At 70.7% G+C, this 16,204-nt stretch carries 11 protein-coding genes; 2 read left to right on the top strand and 9 right to left on the bottom strand.

Features of this window, described 5'->3' with window-relative positions; all coding sequences use genetic code 11:
• Positions 1 to 140 precede the first annotated feature (140 nt).
• Positions 141 to 704 carry a MarR family winged helix-turn-helix transcriptional regulator gene (locus GUY59_RS14850; protein ID WP_138201202.1) on the bottom strand — a complete coding sequence of 188 codons (564 nt, stop codon included), beginning with the start codon at positions 702 to 704 and terminating at the stop codon, positions 141 to 143.
• A 99-nt stretch (positions 705 to 803) separates the two neighbouring features.
• Here GUY59_RS14850 and GUY59_RS14855 point away from each other — a divergent pair, with 99 nt between their 5' ends.
• Positions 804 to 2,012 (top strand): MFS transporter, encoded by a 1,209-nt coding sequence (locus GUY59_RS14855; protein ID WP_138201203.1) that lies wholly within the window; start codon positions 804 to 806, stop codon positions 2,010 to 2,012.
• A gap of 596 nt (positions 2,013 to 2,608) precedes the next feature.
• Here the strand turns inward: GUY59_RS14855 and GUY59_RS14865 are convergent.
• The 8 genes from GUY59_RS14865 to GUY59_RS14900 all read right to left on the bottom strand — a co-directional run bounded on the left by GUY59_RS14865 (position 2,609) and on the right by GUY59_RS14900 (position 15,011).
• Positions 2,609 to 5,542, bottom strand: coding sequence for a glycosyl hydrolase (locus GUY59_RS14865; RefSeq protein ID WP_138201204.1), 2,934 nt, complete (start codon positions 5,540 to 5,542; stop codon positions 2,609 to 2,611).
• Between the two features lie 79 nt (positions 5,543 to 5,621).
• Positions 5,622 to 7,421 carry a right-handed parallel beta-helix repeat-containing protein gene (locus GUY59_RS50700; protein ID WP_138208108.1) on the bottom strand — a complete coding sequence of 600 codons (1,800 nt, stop codon included), beginning with the start codon at positions 7,419 to 7,421 and terminating at the stop codon, positions 5,622 to 5,624.
• Positions 7,418 to 9,253, bottom strand: a complete 1,836-nt coding sequence (locus GUY59_RS50705; protein WP_201760884.1) for a right-handed parallel beta-helix repeat-containing protein — start codon at positions 9,251 to 9,253, stop codon at positions 7,418 to 7,420. Before GUY59_RS50705 ends, GUY59_RS50700 begins: the two co-directional genes overlap by 4 nt.
• On the bottom strand, positions 9,250 to 10,017 hold the full coding sequence (locus tag GUY59_RS14880; RefSeq protein WP_138208106.1) for a ribonuclease activity regulator RraA: 768 nt from the start codon (positions 10,015 to 10,017) through the stop codon (positions 9,250 to 9,252). The genes GUY59_RS50705 and GUY59_RS14880 overlap by 4 nt, the downstream gene beginning before the upstream one ends.
• A gap of 8 nt (positions 10,018 to 10,025) precedes the next feature.
• Positions 10,026 to 12,008 (bottom strand): hypothetical protein, encoded by a 1,983-nt coding sequence (locus GUY59_RS14885; RefSeq protein WP_201760885.1) that lies wholly within the window; start codon positions 12,006 to 12,008, stop codon positions 10,026 to 10,028.
• A gap of 2 nt (positions 12,009 to 12,010) precedes the next feature.
• Positions 12,011 to 12,817, bottom strand: a complete 807-nt coding sequence (locus GUY59_RS48645) for a carbohydrate ABC transporter permease (protein WP_201760886.1) — start codon at positions 12,815 to 12,817, stop codon at positions 12,011 to 12,013.
• The gene (locus GUY59_RS14895; protein WP_201760887.1) at positions 12,814 to 13,743 is read right to left on the bottom strand and encodes a carbohydrate ABC transporter permease; all 930 of its coding nucleotides are present in this window, start codon (positions 13,741 to 13,743) and stop codon (positions 12,814 to 12,816) included. The genes GUY59_RS48645 and GUY59_RS14895 overlap by 4 nt, the downstream gene beginning before the upstream one ends.
• Positions 13,740 to 15,011 carry an ABC transporter substrate-binding protein gene (locus tag GUY59_RS14900; RefSeq protein WP_138208105.1) on the bottom strand — a complete coding sequence of 424 codons (1,272 nt, stop codon included), beginning with the start codon at positions 15,009 to 15,011 and terminating at the stop codon, positions 13,740 to 13,742. The genes GUY59_RS14895 and GUY59_RS14900 overlap by 4 nt, the downstream gene beginning before the upstream one ends.
• Positions 15,012 to 15,173: 162 nt before the next feature.
• On the opposite strand from GUY59_RS14900, the gene GUY59_RS14905 reads away from it, so the two are divergent.
• On the top strand, positions 15,174 to 16,204 hold a 1,031-nt coding region (locus GUY59_RS14905; RefSeq protein WP_161714547.1), incomplete at its 3' end, for an FCD domain-containing protein.

Consider the following 16,204-nt stretch of genomic DNA (forward strand, 5'->3'; position numbering starts at 1 on the left):
CGACACCGGGAGGGGTGAGAAAGCATGTCGGTCCGCCATGCCGGTGCGTCGCCCACCGGCCATCCGACGATCCGCCAGCCGCGCGGGTCATGGCCTCTCTGGTGCCGCCGTGCCGGCAACCCGCCCGGGGATGGTTGTGTTCATCTACGGGATGAGGCCGCGCCCGCCTGCGCGCCCGCCTGCGCGCCCGCCTGCGCGCCGGCCGGGGCGTCCCCGTGGCTGAGCAGGAGTTTGCGCAGCAGGGCGGCCAGTTGGTCCTGTTCGGTGGGTGACAGTGCGGCCAGGGACCGGGCCTCGCCGTTGACGTGGTCGGTGACGGCCTGGTCGATGAGGTCACGGCCGGCGTCGGTGAGGGTGATCAGGACACTGCGGCGGTTGTCCGGGTCGGTTTCGCGGGTGACCAGGCCCCGGATCACAAGGTGGTCGATCCGGTTGGTGATCGCGCCCGAGGTGACCATCGACGCGCCGCTGAGACCTCCGGCCGTCATCCGGTACGGCGGTCCCGACCGGCGCAGCGTCGCGAGGATGTCGAACTCCCAGGGTTGCAGCTGGTGGCGGGCGAACACGGCACGATTGCGCTTGCTGAGCGTCTGGGCCGCGCGGGAGATGCGGCCGATCACGCCCATGGGCGAGGGGTCGATGTCGGGGCGCTCGGCCCGCCACTGACGCAGCACGTGGTCGACGTGGTCCTCGGCGCGCTCCATCGATACTCCTTAACATTGAAGTGTTTGACACCAAGATAACCCATCTTCTACGATCCTCAGTGTTGAAAAGTTCAACATTGAGATTTTGAGGTGGTTGTCATGTCCGTGGACACCGCACCCGTCGCCAGCGCCACGCCGGCGCCCCCGTCTCCGAACGTTCCGCTGCGGAGCTGGCTGGCCGTCATCGCGGTGGCCACCGCCACCTTCGCGATGGTCACCGTGGAGTCGCTGCCGGTGGGGCTGCTCACCGCCATCAGCGGCGGTCTCGGCGTCTCCCAAGGGCTGGCCGGGCTGACCGTGACCCTGCCGGGGCTGCTGGCGGCGATCTCAGCCCCGGTCCTGCCGATCCTGATCCGTCGGCTCGACCGGCGTCTTGTGCTGCTGAGCCTGCTCACGGTCATGCTCGCGGCGACCCTCACATCCGCGCTCGCCCCCAACTTCGGCGTGCTGCTGGCCTCCCGCGTCTTCGTCGGCATCGCCATCGGCGGCTTCTGGGCGCTGGCCGCCAGCGTCGCCGTCCGGCTCGTACCCGAACGTCACATCCCCCGCGCCACCTCGCTGGCCTTCGGCGGCGCCACGGCCGCCAACGTGCTGGGCGCTCCCGCCGCCACCCTGATCGGCGGGCTGACCGACTGGCGGATCGCCTTCGGCGTCGTCGCCGCCCTCGGCGCCCTGGTCGCCGTCGCGCTGCACGCCCTGCTGCCCAAGCTGCCCGCCACCACGACCGTCTCGCCGCGCACCCTGGTCGCCCAGCTGCGCAACCCCGCCGTGCGGGCCGCGGTGACCGCCACCTTCCTGCTGGTCGGGGCACACTGGGCCGCCTTCACCTTCATCAGCCCGATCCTGCAGCAGACCTCCGGGCTCGACGCCACGCTGATCGGCCCCGCGCAACTGGCCTTCGGCGTCGCCGGGATCCTCGGCACCGTCGTCGCCGGGTCCGCCGCCGCCCGCGACCCGCGCCGCGCGCTCATCGGCGCCGGTGTGCTGCTGGCCGCCTCCCTGGCCCTGTTCCCCCTCGTCGGCGCCACGCCGGCCGGCGGCCTGGTGCTGCTGGTCGTCTGGGGCCTGGCCTTCGGCGGGGTGCCCGTGGGCGTGCAGAGCTGGATCTTCAAGGCCGCTCCCGAGGCGGCCGAGGCCGCCACCGCGCTGAACACCTCGATGTTCAACCTGGCGATCGCTGCGGGCGCGGCGGTCGGCGGCGTCATCGTCTCGATGACCGGCACCACCGGCGTGCTGTGGATCGGAGCGGCCCTCGGCGTCGTCGCCGGCCTGGCCGTCTGGGCCACCGGCCGCTCCCTGACCAGGTGAGCCGTACGCCGAAGCAACGACCACGCGGCGCGCTCGATCCGGACCGGCTCCGGCGGGCGCGCCTCATGCCGCCGCGTGAGGCGTTCCCCTCGGCCACCGCTGCCAGGACCGAGTGGCAGAGAGCCGCGTCGCGCAGGTCCGGCTCCTCCGCAAGGAGGTAACGCGCCTCGTGGAACGGTGGCCGGGCGGGGTTCAGTGATCGTCGGTATACGTTTTGGATCAACCTATTTCGAGAGACCCGTGGAGGCTCGCGATGAAGATCGCATTCTTTGGCGATGTCCACGGTTGTGTCCTGCAAGGTTGGTCCTTCCTCGCGCAGAGCCCCAACAGCTGGGCGACCTGAATCGCGGACTCGAGACCCTCCTTGATCAATACACGGAACCAGGCGGCGTATTCGTCTGTGACCTTCACTGTCCGCGCCAAATGACGCTCCTCGATTCAAGGAGCCTTAAGTGTTGGGCCAGACTACTTCCCGAGGCGTGAGAACACAGCGGATCCGATCGAACTCATAGAGTGACCGACGTCATTGCTCGCCCCGCTCTGAGCTGATCGGGTCAGCAGCGGTGCATCCGGGGCGTGGTTCCGGGCGCGCGACCTCAGCTGGGCAGGCGGGCTTCGCTGTACGGCACCAGCCGGACCGGTCCCTTCAGCCCGTACGGTTGCCGGCGCAGACCGCCGTAGACATCCGGGTCCGCGACCCTGAGCCGGTTGCCGAGCGGGGTGGCGACCTCGACCTCGATGGTGTTGGTCCCGCCCCTGAGGTGAGGGCCGAGGTCCACGATCGGGTGGAGCTGGTCGACGGCGGCGAGGCGGCGGCCGTTGACGCGCACCCGGCACGTGTCGGTCACCTCGCCCAGCTCCAGGTACGCGGGGCCGTCCAGGTCCACCGTGGTGGTGTAGGTTCCGACGCCCGACACGTCGGCCAGTCCGGGGAGCTCCGCCCAGGGAACGAGCGTGTCCAGGTCCAGCTCGTGGACGACTTTCGAGGTCTGCGTCGGCGTGGCGCCGGGCTGCCAGTCCTCGACCCTGAGCCGCCACGACGACAGCTCCACGGGCGGGGGGACCTCGCCGACGGTCGTGGTGACGGTGCGGCCGGTGGAGAGGGCGGTGGTGTAGGTGCCTGCCCTGGCGGCCCGGATGGCGAGGCCTCCGCCGGAGTAGAGGGCGCGGTCCGCGTCGGTGGCGGTGGTGTGGGGGAGTCGGCCCGTACGGTCGCCGAACAGCCCGGCCCGGCCGATCGCGACGATCCGGGCCTGCCCGGGCCGGAGGGCGACGCGCAGGCGGATCCCGTCGGGCTCCTCCGTGTACAGCGCGATCCGCTCGGCCCGTCCGGTCCACGGGTCCAGCAGGTACGGGACTCCGTGGCGGTCCGCGCGGGCCAGCGTGACGTCGTGGTCGATCGGGGCGACCGGCGGTTTGGGGTTCTCGACGTGCCTGCCGTTGCACAGGTAGTAGTAGTCGATCTTCCCGGCTGACCGTCGCAGGGTGAGCAGCGTGCTGGGGGCGGCGTAGCGCACGTCGGGCCGCACGCCGAGGGAGGCGAGCGCGCCGGGGACGTCCGCCTGGCCGGCGACCATCCGCACCGTGGGCTCGGCCAGCAGCGCGGCGACGAGTTCGCGGAGCCGCTCGTTCTCGCCGTCCCGGGGCAGGCCCGGCACCGAGGCCGACTCCCACGTGCCGAGCAGCACGATGGGCAGCCCGGCCCGCGCGTACTCCAGCAGCCGCCCGGCCACCGGCACCGTCATCGTGGGCTCGCCCGCGTAGAACTTGTCGCCCTCGACGAACAGCGCCTTGTAGGCGGGCCCCGACGGCGCGAGCCGGCCGCCGGAGACGCGGGCGGCGGGCAGGTCGAGCAGGGGGCCGCTGACGAACTGGTGGGTCCAGCCGGTGGGGATGCCGTCGCCGGTGAACCAGGAGGCGCCGATGCCGGTCTTGGTGTAGCCGGTCTGCCGCAGGACGGCGACGTCGGCTCGGGGCACGCCCTCACGCAGGACCTCGTGGACACGGGCGAGATATCCAGAAATATCGGATACGTGGTGCCAGGTCGGCTGGCGCGGCCCCCACGACTCGGCATAGCCGGCCGTCCCGTCGTACGGCGTGAACGCGGCGAACCCCGGCCAGGCCGCCCCCGGCGCGCTCGCGTAGCTGAACCCGTGCAGCACCGTCTGGTTGAGCCCCGCCGCGTACGCGCCCCCCATGGTGGTGAGCAGCCTCGTCCACGTCGTGGTGTAGGCGCCGCCCGCGTACGCCCCCGCCTCGCTGGACAGCAGCTCGTGCCCCGCCAGGTCCCGGCCGCCCGCCAGGCAGCGGTAGTCGTCGAGGTTCTTGAACCCGAGCGACTCGCCCTCGGGGATGTCCAGCACGGCCGCCGCCGCGATGGCGTCGGTCCGCAACCCGTACGGCTGCGCGCGCAGCTTCAGCCCGAGCGAGTGGGCCCAGTCGCGCAGCCCGGCGAAGTGGTGCTCGTTGAACAGCTCGGAGATCGTGTCCCAGTAGTCCTTGCGGGCGTGCCGGGTCATGGCGGCCTCGTACGCGAAGACCGGGTCCTCCTCGGCCAGCAGCACCACCGGCAGCAGGGGCGCGAGCGGGTGGCCCCGCCGCCGCCCGAACTCCTCCAGCAGCCCCGGCGTCCACGGCAGCGCGTCGGTCTCGATCTCGATGGAGTCCTCGAACAGCGCGCCGCCCGCCTTCTTCAGCAGCCGGCGCGTGGCGGGCGTGAGCAGCTCCGACTCCCAGTGGTCGATGACCGCCTGGGTGCCCGCCGCGCTGAAGTGGTCGACCACGTACGCCTCGGGCGCGGTGTGCGGGCCGGACTCGGGGCGCTGGCCGGAGCCGCGCTCCCAGTAGGAGATCAGCACCCACTCGCCGTCGGCGGGCGCGGTCCAGGTGACGTTCTCGCCGGTCACGGGCACCTCCCGCACGGAGGCGGGGTCGAGGCCGGTTTCGTCGTCGGTGGAGTGGGCGGGCTCGATCCTGGCGGCCTGGACGAGCAGCAGTTTCCGCTCGGTGACGCCCTCGCCGGGCGGCGCGGCCGGTGGCGGCGCGGCGCCCGCGTACGTGGAGCCCGCGGCGACCGTGACCGAGCCGTGGGCGAGCTCCTTGACCGCGGCCGGGCTGTCCGGGGTGATGGACGGCACCGCCGCCGGCCAGGACGGGCCGATGGTCAGGTCGATGCGGATGCCGCGCCTGGCCGCCTGGTCGAGCGCGGCCTCGACGGCGGCGTTCCACGCGGGGGTGCCCCAGCCGTGGCCGGCGGGGTCTAGCACGGACTTGTCGCGGATGCTGTGGTGCACCGCCGCGATCTCCGCGCCGCCGAACCCGGCGGCGGCGAGCTGGTCGACCTCCCGCCGGATCTCGGCGGGATCGACGTGGGCGTCGGGCCACCACCAGCGCACCATGGGCCGCGCGGACCGGGCCGGGCGAGAGGACCAGATCCTCCCCGGCCCACCGACGGCGGGCGTTCCGGAAAGGGCGAGCGTGGCCGTGGCGGTGCTCAGGAAGAGGAAGCCGCGGCGCGTCAGATCGTTCATGGGGGATGCTCCAGCGGGCCGGAGGGCGGGGTGGAGAACGCCCGCGGGCGGGAGATCGGTCGCCGCCCGCGGGCGTCGTCTAGCGGGGGACGGGGTACGGGAAGGCGCTGGTCACGCCGATCTTGTCGTACTCCATCTTGGTGGCGTCGAAGCCGTCCGCCCAGTTGGCGTTGGTGACCTCGTTGCACTGGTAGCTCTGGTACTTGTCGTCGGTCACCTCGCCGACCTCGATGTCGGCGAAGGAGAAGCCGCAGCCGCCGGCGTCCATGTGCACGCCGCGCGTCCCGCTGTCGGGCATCGACGCGTCGGGGATGACGTCGCCGATCACCACCTGGGAGACGTGGTTCGTGACGGGGTGCGGGTCGGTGTTGCTGACGCCGTAGGTGTAGAAGGCGCCCATGTCGCCGCTGTCCAGGCCCGCCTCCTCGATGCGGAGGTATTTGAACACGTTGCCGTGGGCGTACCCGTCGCCGTCTTTGACCTCGGGGCGCACCTCCAGGCTGATGCCGTAGCGGGCGCTGTGCCGGACGACCGTGTGGCTGACCTCGTTGTGGCCGGTGTTCATCAGCTCGACGCCGGCCGCGTCGCCGGGCACGAGCTCGCCCACGTGGTGGATGTAGTTGTTGGTGAAGACGTTGTGACCGGCCACGTCACCTTCGCCCGGGTACGGCCCCTCGACCTTGATGCCGTCGGCGCCGATGTTCTCCAGCAGGCTGTCGGAGATCCGGACGTGGTCGTTGGCGAACAGCAGGTACAGCGCGGTGAAGCCGGTGTCGGCGATGTGCAGCCGGGTCAGGTCGATGTGGCGGGTGTTGGTGAGCGTGACCGCGCCGAACCGGTTGCGCGGCATCTCGATCTGCCGGTCGTACTCGGGGTACTTGTGCGGCACGCCCGCGTCGCCCGCGCTGATCCAGCCGTTGCGGTACCAGCCGACGAAGTCGCTGTACTGCAGGGCCAGCCCGTCGAAGGCGAGGTTCTGGACCCGCTTGCCCGGGGCGCTGCCCGCCAGCGACAGGATCGTCTGCACCGTCGGCGCCACGACCTTGTCGATCGAGCCGCGCGGCCAGTAGTAGACCTCGCCCTTGGCGAAGTCGAAGAAGTACTCGCCGGGCTGGTCGAGGAAGTCGAGGGAGTTCTGCAGGAAGTAGCGCGAGCCGCCGCCGCTGTTGACCAGGGCGTAGCGCGTCCAGTGTTCCAGGGTGAGCTGGTTGTCGTCCCACGACGGGTTCTGGATCGGTACGGTGTCGGTGAACCAGCTCCAGCTGCCGCCCGACCAGACCGTCACCTGCGCGTTGTCGAGGTTCCAGCTCTTGTCCCACTCGCCCGGCCTGGAGTAGAGCCACTGGTGCACCGCCTCCTTCTCCGGCTCCTTGAGCACGGAGGTGAGGTAGGGCGCCCACACGTCGTGGGACCTGCGGTTGGGGAAGCGGGCGGTGGTGGCGCGCCTGCCGTCCTCGAACAACGTGTAGAAGGTCCGGTCGACCTTCGTCCGGTAGATCTCGCCCTTGTACTTCTCCCAGCCGGTGAGTGGCTCGGCGCCGAGCAGGCGGGCCTTGCCCGGCCCGTCCACGCTGCGGTAGACGATCCGGTGGCCGTTCTCGCCCGAGTCGGCCTCGGTGAACTCGATGGTCTCGCCGACGACGTAGTCACCTGCCCTGACGTTGACCACGATGTCGCACTTCTGGTGTTTCTTCTTGGCCCTGACCTGGTCGCGGGCGTGCTCGATCGTCTTCCACGGGTGCCGCGCGCCGCCCGCGCCGCGGTCCGCGCCGTCGGGTGCGACGTGGAACTCCGTCGGCCTGCACGGCGCCTGGGCGCTCGCGGACGGGGCGACGACCAGCGCCGCCAGGACGACCACTGCCGCACTGACGACTTTCACCGCGTCACCTTCGCTTCCGGCAGCGGGTACGGGAACGCGCCTGTCACGCCGATCTTGTCGTACTCCATCTTGGTGGCGTCGAAGCCGTCGGCCCAGTTGGCGTTGGTGACCTCGTTGCACTGGTAGCTCTGGTACTTGTCGTCGCTGACCTCGCCGACCTCGATGTTGTCGAAGGAGAAGCCGCAGCCGCCGGCGTCCATGTGCACGCCGCGCGTCCCGCTGTCCGGCATCGCGCCGGCCGGGTCGTTGATGACGTCGCCGATCACCATCTGCGACACGTGGTTGTCGATCTCGTGCGGCTCGGTGTTGCTGACGCCGTAGGTGTAGAAGGCGCCCATGTCGCCGCTGTCCAGGCCCGCCTCGTCGATGCGGATGTAGGAGAAGCGGTTGTTGCGGGCGTAGTTGTCCTCGTCCTTGATCTCGGGGCGCACCTCCAGGCTGATGCCGTAGCGGGCGCTGTGCCGGACGTTGACGTGGCTCACGGTGTTGTTGCCCGTGCTCATCAGCTCGATGCCGGCCGCGTCGCCGGGAACCAGCTCGCCGACGTGGTGGAGGTAGGTGTTCGTGATCGTGTGATGGCCGGAGATGTCGCCCTCGCCGGGATAGCCGCCCTCGACCTTGATGCCGTCGGCGCCGATGTTCTCCAGCAGGCTGTCCGACACCTTGACCCGTTCGTTGGCGAACAGCAGGTAGATGCCCATGAAGCCGCTGTCCGACAGGCGCAGCCGGGTCAGGCCGATGTCCCGCGAGTTCGTCACCGTGATCATGCCGAACCGGTTGCGCGGCATCTCGATCTGCCGGTCGTAGACGGGATACTCGTGCACGTAGCCCGAGTCGCCCTCGCTGATCCATCCGGCGCGGTACCAGTCCACGAAGTCGCTGTACTGCAGCGCCAGCCCGTCGAAGGCGAGATCGTGCACCCGCTGCTCGGGGGTGCTGCCCGCGATCTGCAGGATCGTCTTCACCGTCGGCGCCATGACCTTGTCGATCGAGCCGCGCGGCCAGTAGTAGAGCTCGCCCTTGGCGAAGTCGAAGTAGTACTCACCCGGCTGGTCGAGGAAGCGCAGCGTGTTCTGCAGGAAGTAGCGGGAGCCGCTGCGGCTGTTGACGAACGAGTAGCGGGCCCAGTGGTCGAGGGTGAAGAAGTTCTTGCGGAAGTCGGCGCCGCCCAGGGGCACGGTGTCGGTGAACCAGCTCCACGAACCGCCCGACCAGACCACGATCTGGGCGTTCTCGTCGAAGTCGGCGTCCCACTCCTGCGGCACGTCCTCCGGCTTGAAGTACAGCCACTGGCGCACCGCCTCCTTCTCCGGCTCGCCGAGGATGGAGAACAGGTAGGGCGACCACAGCTCGTCGCTCGTCCTGTTCGGGTGGCGGGCGGTGGTGGCGCGCTTGCCGTCCTCGAACAGCGTGTAGAAGGTACGGTCGATCTTCGTCTTGTAGATGTCGCCGTCGTGCTTCTGCCAGCCGGTGAGCGGCCTGGCGCCGAGCAGGCGGGCCTTGCCCGGCCCGTCAGCGCTGCGGTAGGTGATCGTGTGGCCGTTTTCGCCCGAGTCGGCCTCGGTGAACTCGATGGTCTTGTCGACGACGTAGTCACCGGCTCTCACGTTGACCACGATGTCGCACTTCTGGGGCTTCCTGTCGGCCCGCAGCGCGTCGCGGGCCTGCTCGATCGTCTTCCACGGGCGTTTCTCGCTGCCGTCGCCCCGATCGCTGCCCGAGGGGGAGACGTGGTAGTCGCAGGTGGGCTTGCCGGCAGCCGACGGGCCGGGGGTGGGCGCGGTCAAGCTGCCGATGAGTAAGACGATCGCGCCGACGGACCTGAGTATCACTGGCTCTCCTTGACGTTCCGCCACCGTTCGTACTCGGCGCGGGTTTCGGGGGTGAGTGGGTAGTAGTCGGAGAGCGCCCCGCCCTCCTCGATGCGGGCGCGGCTGTAGCGCTCCCACTGCTCGTGGTCGGCGGCGGCCTCCAGCACCTGCTGGGCGCGGCGGCGCGGCACGATCACCGCGCCGTCGTCGTCGGCCACGCACAGGTCGCCGGGCAGCGCCAGCGTCCCGCCGACGGCCACCGGCACGTCGTACGCCCACGGGAACAACTCCGCCTGCGAGGCGTAGTGGGGGGTGGCGCCCGTCGACCAGATCGGCAGGCCCAGGCCGCTCACCCTGGGCAGGTCCCTGATCCGGCCGTCCACGACGATGCCGGCGCCGCCCTTGCGCTTGAAGTAGCGGACCAGCATGTCGCCGAAGCATCCGGTGTAGGCGCTGCCGTACGCCTGCACGACCAGCACGTCGCCCGGCCGGATCTCCTCCAGCACCGCCCACAGGGCGGTGTGCCGCTCGACGTACTCCTGGCCGAGCCCCGAGGCGATGTCCTCGCGCTGCGGCATGAACTGCAGCGTGCGGACCCGGCCGGCGACCTTCTGCCCCTGGGCGATGGGACGCGGTCCCTCGATGAAGGTACGCCGGATGCCCTGCGCGTGGAGCTTGGCGCAGGCGGTGGCCGCGCTGATCCGGGACAGTCCCTCCACGAGGGCGGGATCGGGTTCGGCGGGCAGGTCCCCGCGAACAGGCAGATCCCAGATGGCGTCGTCCATGAAACTCCTCAGTAGTGCTGGTGCGACGGCGTGCGGACGCGCGCGGTCGTGTGCAGGTCGAGCCGGATGCGGCGGCCGGGCGGCAGCTCCACGAGCAGGCGCGGGCCGTCCACCGCCACCTCCTGACCGGCCTGAGTGATCGGGGGAGAGGTGTAGGAGCGCGGGTCACCCGGGTAGTCGCCGCCGGACCGGGTGACCACCGCGCGGTCGATCCGGTGCTCGCCGAACGCGCCCGCCTGCACCACGACCCTGCGGGTGCGGGCCACGCCGAGGTTGACCAGCTCGACGCCGGTGGCACCGGGGCGTACCGAGTCGACCAGCGCGGCCACGTCCGGGGGCAGGCCGGGGCGGCGGCGGTCGGCGTCGAAGTAGGCGAGCCTGGCGGGCAGCAGCCCGCCGTTGTAGAGCACCTGCGGGGTGCCGGTGGCCAGCTGCAGCAGCGCCTCCGTGACGACCGGGTTGAGCCGCTGCCAGTGGTGCACGTGGATGGTGGACAGGTCCGCGTTGTCGGCGTCGATGAGCGCCATGCGCCGCTGCACCTGGCCGAGCGCCGTCGACAACATCGCCTCGGGGAAACCGGGGTTCGCGCCGCGCAGGAACTCCAGCCACGGCGCCTCGTGACCGGCCTCCTCCTTGTTGCGGAACGGGCGCACGGCCGTCCAGTCGTAGCCGGAGCCGGCCCGCAGGCGGTCGAGCCGGTCGGCGTCGCCGCCCGACTGGCTCGCGTGCCAGAGCCAGACCGGCAGGCCGAGCTGCGGCGGCTGGAAGTCGAACCAACCCTGGTCGTCGTGCCGGTTGGGCACCAGCATGGTCGGCTTGTCCGCCTCGTCGCCGAGCTCGGCCAGCCAGCGGTCGCTGATGCTCATGTCCGTCCCGGTGACGCCGGCCTGCACGGCGTGGCCGTACACCGCCTCCAGCGGGTCGCGGCCGATCGCGAGCGCGGCGTCGTCGCCGGTCAGCAGATGGGCGTTGACCGCGGCGATCGCGGCGGCGGCCCCCACGCTGTAGATGCCGTGCGGCCACTGCCAGCCGTAGTTGCCGCCGTACCAGCGGCCGCCGTGCAGCTCGCCGACGACGCCGGACGGGCCCACGTTGTCGGGCAGGATGCCGGCGTTGGCCTCCGCCCTGCGCTGCCAGGCGCCGATGTAGCGCAGCGCCCAGTCGCGGTAACGCTCGTCGCCGTCGTACAGCCAGGCGTTGACCGCGAGGCTGGTCGCGGCCAGGTTGACGGCCACGTCGCCCCGGCCGATGCGCTCGTTCATCGCCGCCCCCATGCGGGCCGCGTTGCACGGGTCGGCCAGGTCCTCCCACCGCGTGATGCCCGGCAGGTCGCGCAGCGGCAGGCCGAACGGCCGCATGCTCACCAGGTCGGTGTGGTAGGAGGCCCACTCCCACTGCAGGCCGTAGCGGGGGCCGCCGGCGCCGTTGTGCGGGGCGCGGATGATGTCGCGCTCGGCGTCGTAGTTGGCCGAGCCGGGCAGGTAGAGGTCGGCGAAGCGGCGGGCGCGCTCGCGGAAACGCTGGTCGCGCGGGTCGGCGGCGCAGATGCCGTAGAACAGCAGCAGCGACTCGCCCTGGTGGAACCAGTCATAGCCGCGCTCGAACTCGTCCACCAGGTGGCCGAGCTCGGTGAGCTGCGCGGTGACGCCCTCCCAGTGGTGCTTGGCGGCGTCCAGCAGGTCGTCCGCGCCGCCGAGCTGGTAGAGCGTCGGCCAGTTGAAGAACGCCTCGTAGAAGTCGTCGGCGCCGTCCCGGTCGGCGGCCGGCCCGTGGTAGATGAGCCGCCCGTCAGGGCCGCAGTAGCGGGCGGCGAAGACCCGCCAGGCCTCGTCGAGCATGTCGAACAGGCGGCGCTCCAGCACCGCCCAGGCGGGCGGCGTGCCGAGCGGGACGGTCGCGGTGACGGAGGGCATGACGGAGGGCATGACGGAGGGCTGCGAATCGCCGGCGGGTGTCGTGAGGGAATCGGGGATCGAGGGCACTGTGCGCATCTTCAACCTTTCGTGGCCCCGGCGGTGAGGCCGCTGATGATGTGCCGTTGCATGAAGACGAAGAAGACGAGGAGCGGGGCGATGGCCAGCAGCAGCGTCGGAAAGACCACCGTGTAGTCGGTGGAGTACTGGCTTACGGCGGCGTAGACGCCCGTGGTCACCGTGTAGAGGCCGCTGCCGGGGCCCAGGATGATCTGCGGGTTCACGAAGTCGTTCCACACCGAGAAGGTGTTGAGGATGACCATCGTGGCGACCGCGGGGCGCATCAGCGGGAAGACGATCTGCCAGAACGTGCGCAGCCGCCCCGCCCCGTCGACGGCCGCCGCCTGGTCGAGCACGGCGGGGATGGTGGCGATGTAACCGGCGTACAGGAAGATCGAGAACGGCAGCGTGAGCGTGGTCTCGAACAGCACGAACCCGCGGATCGTGCCCATCAGGCCGAGGGTCTTGAGCACGTACACGACGGGGATGACCAGCACCTGGCCCGGGATGAACGTCCCGGCCAGGAAGAACAGCATGAGCACCCGGAAACGCCGCTTCGGGCTGCGCGCGATCGTGTACGCGGCGGGCGCGGCCAGCAGCACCGACAGCACGTTGACGGCGACCACGAACAGCAGCGTGACCGCGTACCCCTTGACCACGTCGAACTGCGGGTTAGTCAGCGCCCTGCCGAGCGGCTCCAGCGTGAGGCCGCCCAGGCCGAACGGGTCGCGCAGGATCTCCTGCTGGCCCTTGAACGCGTTGACGGTCAGCACGTAGAGCGGGACGAGCATGAACGCGGCGGTCGCCCAGAGGAAGGTTTTTCTCACTGGTGCATCGCCATCTCGCCGCGCCGGCGCAGCCGGGTCACCACGAACGCCAGCGCCGCGGTGACCAGCATGAGAATCACCGACTGGGCCGAGCCGAAGCCGAGGCGGGCGTCGTGGAAGGAGTTCCACAGGATGAGGTAGGCGACGGTCTGGGTCTGCCCGGCCGGCCCGCCCGCCGTCAGCGACACCACCAGGTCGTACGTCTTGAGCAGCGTCACCAGCGACAGCACGATGTTGATCGTCACCGACGGCCCCAGCGCGGGCAGCGTCACGTTCCTGAACACCTGCCACCGGGTCGCCCCGTCGATCCGGGCGGCCTCGATCAGCGAGTGCGGCACCGCCTGGAGGCCCGCCAGATAGAGCACCACGTTGACGCCGAACCCGGCCCACACCAGCACCGCGATCATCGTGACGGTCGCCCACGCGGGGTCGGACAGGAACGGCAGCACCTCGCCGCCCCACGTGGTCACCAGGTTGTTGACCGCGCCGTTGGTGCCGAGGATGGCCGACCAGAGGAAGCCGACCACGAGGGCGCTGAGCACGTGCGGATAGAACAGCACGATCCGGAAGAACGTGTTGGCCCTGGAGACGCCGTCCACCAGGAGGGCGAAGCCGAGTCCGAGCAGGTTGAGCCCGGCCGTGCCCGCCGCCGCGACGAGCAGCGTGACCAGGGCCGCGCGGCGCAGCTCGGGGTCGTCGAGCAGGCGCGCGTAGTTGGCGGCGCCGACGAAGGCGGGGTCGGCGCTGAAGCCGTCCCAGTCTGTCAGGCTCAGGTAGAAGGCCAGGCCGACCGGGACGACCAGCATCACCACGTAGAGGACGGTGGCCGGGCCGGCCATCAGCGCGGTCGTCAGGCCGTCGTGCCGCCTGCGCCTCGGGGGCGCCTCCCGCACCGTGGCGACGGGTGCTTCCCGGGTGAGCGTCATGACCGTCCGGCCAGCCATCGGTCCACGCCCTCGGCGACCTCCTCGGGCGACTTGCCCACGTACAGGCCCTGCACCTCGGTGTTCCACGCGGAGTTGAAGCCCTTGGGGAGGGTGGCGTCGCCGTAGCCCTCACCTTGCGGCACGCCGGACGGCGCCGCGTCGAGGATCTCCTGCACCTGCTTCTCCAGCGGGGTGAACTCGCGCTCGACGCCGGTGCGGAAGTTGCCGTCCTGCTTGAGCTGGCTCTTGACCGTGGCCGGGTCGGTGACGAGCCACTGGACGAGCTTGAGCGCCGCGTCCTTCTGCGGGCTCGACTTGAGGATCATGTACGGCGCCGCGAGCGTCGCGCCCTGCGGGCCGGGGTGGCGCTGGCCCTTGTCGACCGGGGCGGGGAAGACACCGACCTCGAAGTCCTTCTCGGCCTTGGCCTCGGCGGCGGTGAACCAGCTGCCCATGACGTACATCGCCGACTTGCCGGACAGGAACGCGGTTTCGGCGTCGGCGTACTTCAGGCCCAGGGCGTTCTTGTCGACGTACCCCTTGCCGATCCAGCCGTGGTAGCGCTTCAGGTACGGCAGCAGCGACTCGCCGGCCTTGATCTTGCCGGAGCTGACGTCCTGCTGCCAGGCGGGGTGGTTCTGGGCGCGGGAGGGGTTGGAGAGCTGGAGCAGCTGCAGGCCGGTCAGGAAGTCGCCGCCGGTCTGCAGCGGCAGGTAGCCGGCCGACTTGAGCTTGCCCATGGCGGCGTCGAACTCGTCCCACGTGGCCGGCGGCTCGTCGATCCCGGCCTTGCCGAAGGCGGTCTTGTTGTAGAAGACCAGCGACTGGGCCTGCACGCCGACCCCGACGGTGTAGATCTTGCCGCCCAGCTTGGCCTGCTCGGCCAGCGGCGTGTCCTTCGCCCACGGCTGGTCGCTGAGGTCGAGCATCTGCTTGGCCAGCGTCTCGTCGGCCATCAGCGTCTCGACCACGTCGGGCGCGTTGCCGGCGGCGAGCTGCTGCGGCAGCGTGTCGGCCACGCCCTTGCCGGTGGGCGCCTCGATCTCCACGTCGATGCCGGGGTTCGCCTGCTCGAACGGCTTGACCAGGCCGTCCCAGTACGCCTGGGTGAGGTTCGGGCTGATGTTGACCAGCATCCTGACGGTGACCTGGCCGCCCTCGCTCTGCTGCGCTTGCGAGTCGCCGGCGAAGCCGCCCCCGCCGCAGCCGGTGAGCAGGAGCAGGCATCCGATGCCGGACAGGACGAGGGATGGACGGGGGGACCGCATCGCACCTCCAAGGGGGCGAGATCTGCGACGCCTTTTTAATGGGTCGATACTCGATTAGCGATTATTTAATACGTTGGTAACCGGGGTCGGTCAAGGGGTTATGTACTGCTACAAATACGTTTCCAGCGGGTGACTGAGTCATAAGTACGTTATGGTTGGGGCGTGACTGGACGGGAAGACGACAAGCGGCTGGTAGTGGGCGCCGAGGAGCGCGCGACCCTGGAGGCGTGGGCGGAACAGGCCGGGAGCGGGCTGGGCCTGCGCAGCCGCATCGTGCTGGCGTGCGCCGACGGGCTGTCCCGCAAGGAGATCGCGGCCCGGCTCGCCGTCAGCTCGGCGACCGTCGCCAAATGGCTCGCCCGCTTCGTGGAGCGCGGCCTCGACGGCCTGGCCGACGCGCCGCGACCCGGGCGGCCGCGCAGCACCGAGCGGCAGGAGGCCGAACGGGTGATCGCCGCCGCGGCCGGCGGCTCCGCCGTGCCCTCCACCCGCTCCATGGCCAGGCAGCTCGGGCTGTCGCAGTCGACGGTGGCGCGCATCTGGCAGGAGCAGCAGATCGCCCCGCCCGCCAGTCAGGTGCTGCCCAGGGAGCTGCTGTCGGACCGGGTCTACGCGCTGCTGCGCGGCTGGATCGTCTCGGGAGAGCTCGTGGCGGGGCAGCGCCTGGTGGAGGCCGAGATCGCCCGCAGGGTCGGCACCAGCCAGGCCCCGGCCAGAGAGGCGATCAAGCGGTTGGCCCACGAAGGACTCGTCATCTCCTATCCCAACCGGGGCAGCTACGTCGCGGAGATCTCCGACGAGCAGGCCCGGGAGGTGCGTGACATCAGGGTGTTGCTGGAGGAGTATGCCGCACGCGGCGCCGCCGCCCGCATCCAGCCCGAGACGTTGCAGCAGCTCACGGGTGACGTGCTGGCCATGCGCCGGGCGGCGGGCGACGGTGACATCGGGGCTTTCAGGGACGCGGACCTCGCCTTCCACCGGCGGGTGTGCGCCGCGTGCGGCAACTCCTTCCTGCTGCGGTTGTGGCGGACCATCGAGTCGAACCTGTGGAGCCTGCACGTCGTGGGCAACCCGCTCTACGAAGGCGACTGGATGGCGATGGCCGGCCACCACGACGACCTGGTGACCGCCCTGGCGTCGGGCGACCCGGACGAGGCGGCCCGCCTCTTCGCCGCCCACGCCCGCGGCGAGGC

The sequence above is a fragment of the Nonomuraea sp. K271 genome, from assembly GCF_009908215.1.
In the GTDB taxonomy this organism is placed as follows: domain Bacteria; phylum Actinomycetota; class Actinomycetes; order Streptosporangiales; family Streptosporangiaceae; genus Nonomuraea; species Nonomuraea longispora.

Coding starts and splice junctions, on each gene's coding strand:
- GUY59_RS14850 (WP_138201202.1), bottom strand. CDS start 704: ATGGAGCGCGCCGAGGACCACGTCGACCACGTGCTGCGTCAGTGGCGG.
- GUY59_RS14855 (WP_138201203.1), top strand. CDS start 804: ATGTCCGTGGACACCGCACCCGTCGCCAGCGCCACGCCGGCGCCCCCG.
- GUY59_RS14865 (WP_138201204.1), bottom strand. CDS start 5,542: ATGAACGATCTGACGCGCCGCGGCTTCCTCTTCCTGAGCACCGCCACG.
- GUY59_RS14880 (WP_138208106.1), bottom strand. CDS start 10,017: ATGGACGACGCCATCTGGGATCTGCCTGTTCGCGGGGACCTGCCCGCC.
- GUY59_RS14885 (WP_201760885.1), bottom strand. CDS start 12,008: ATGCGCACAGTGCCCTCGATCCCCGATTCCCTCACGACACCCGCCGGC.
- GUY59_RS14895 (WP_201760887.1), bottom strand. CDS start 13,743: ATGACGCTCACCCGGGAAGCACCCGTCGCCACGGTGCGGGAGGCGCCC.
- GUY59_RS14900 (WP_138208105.1), bottom strand. CDS start 15,011: ATGCGGTCCCCCCGTCCATCCCTCGTCCTGTCCGGCATCGGATGCCTG.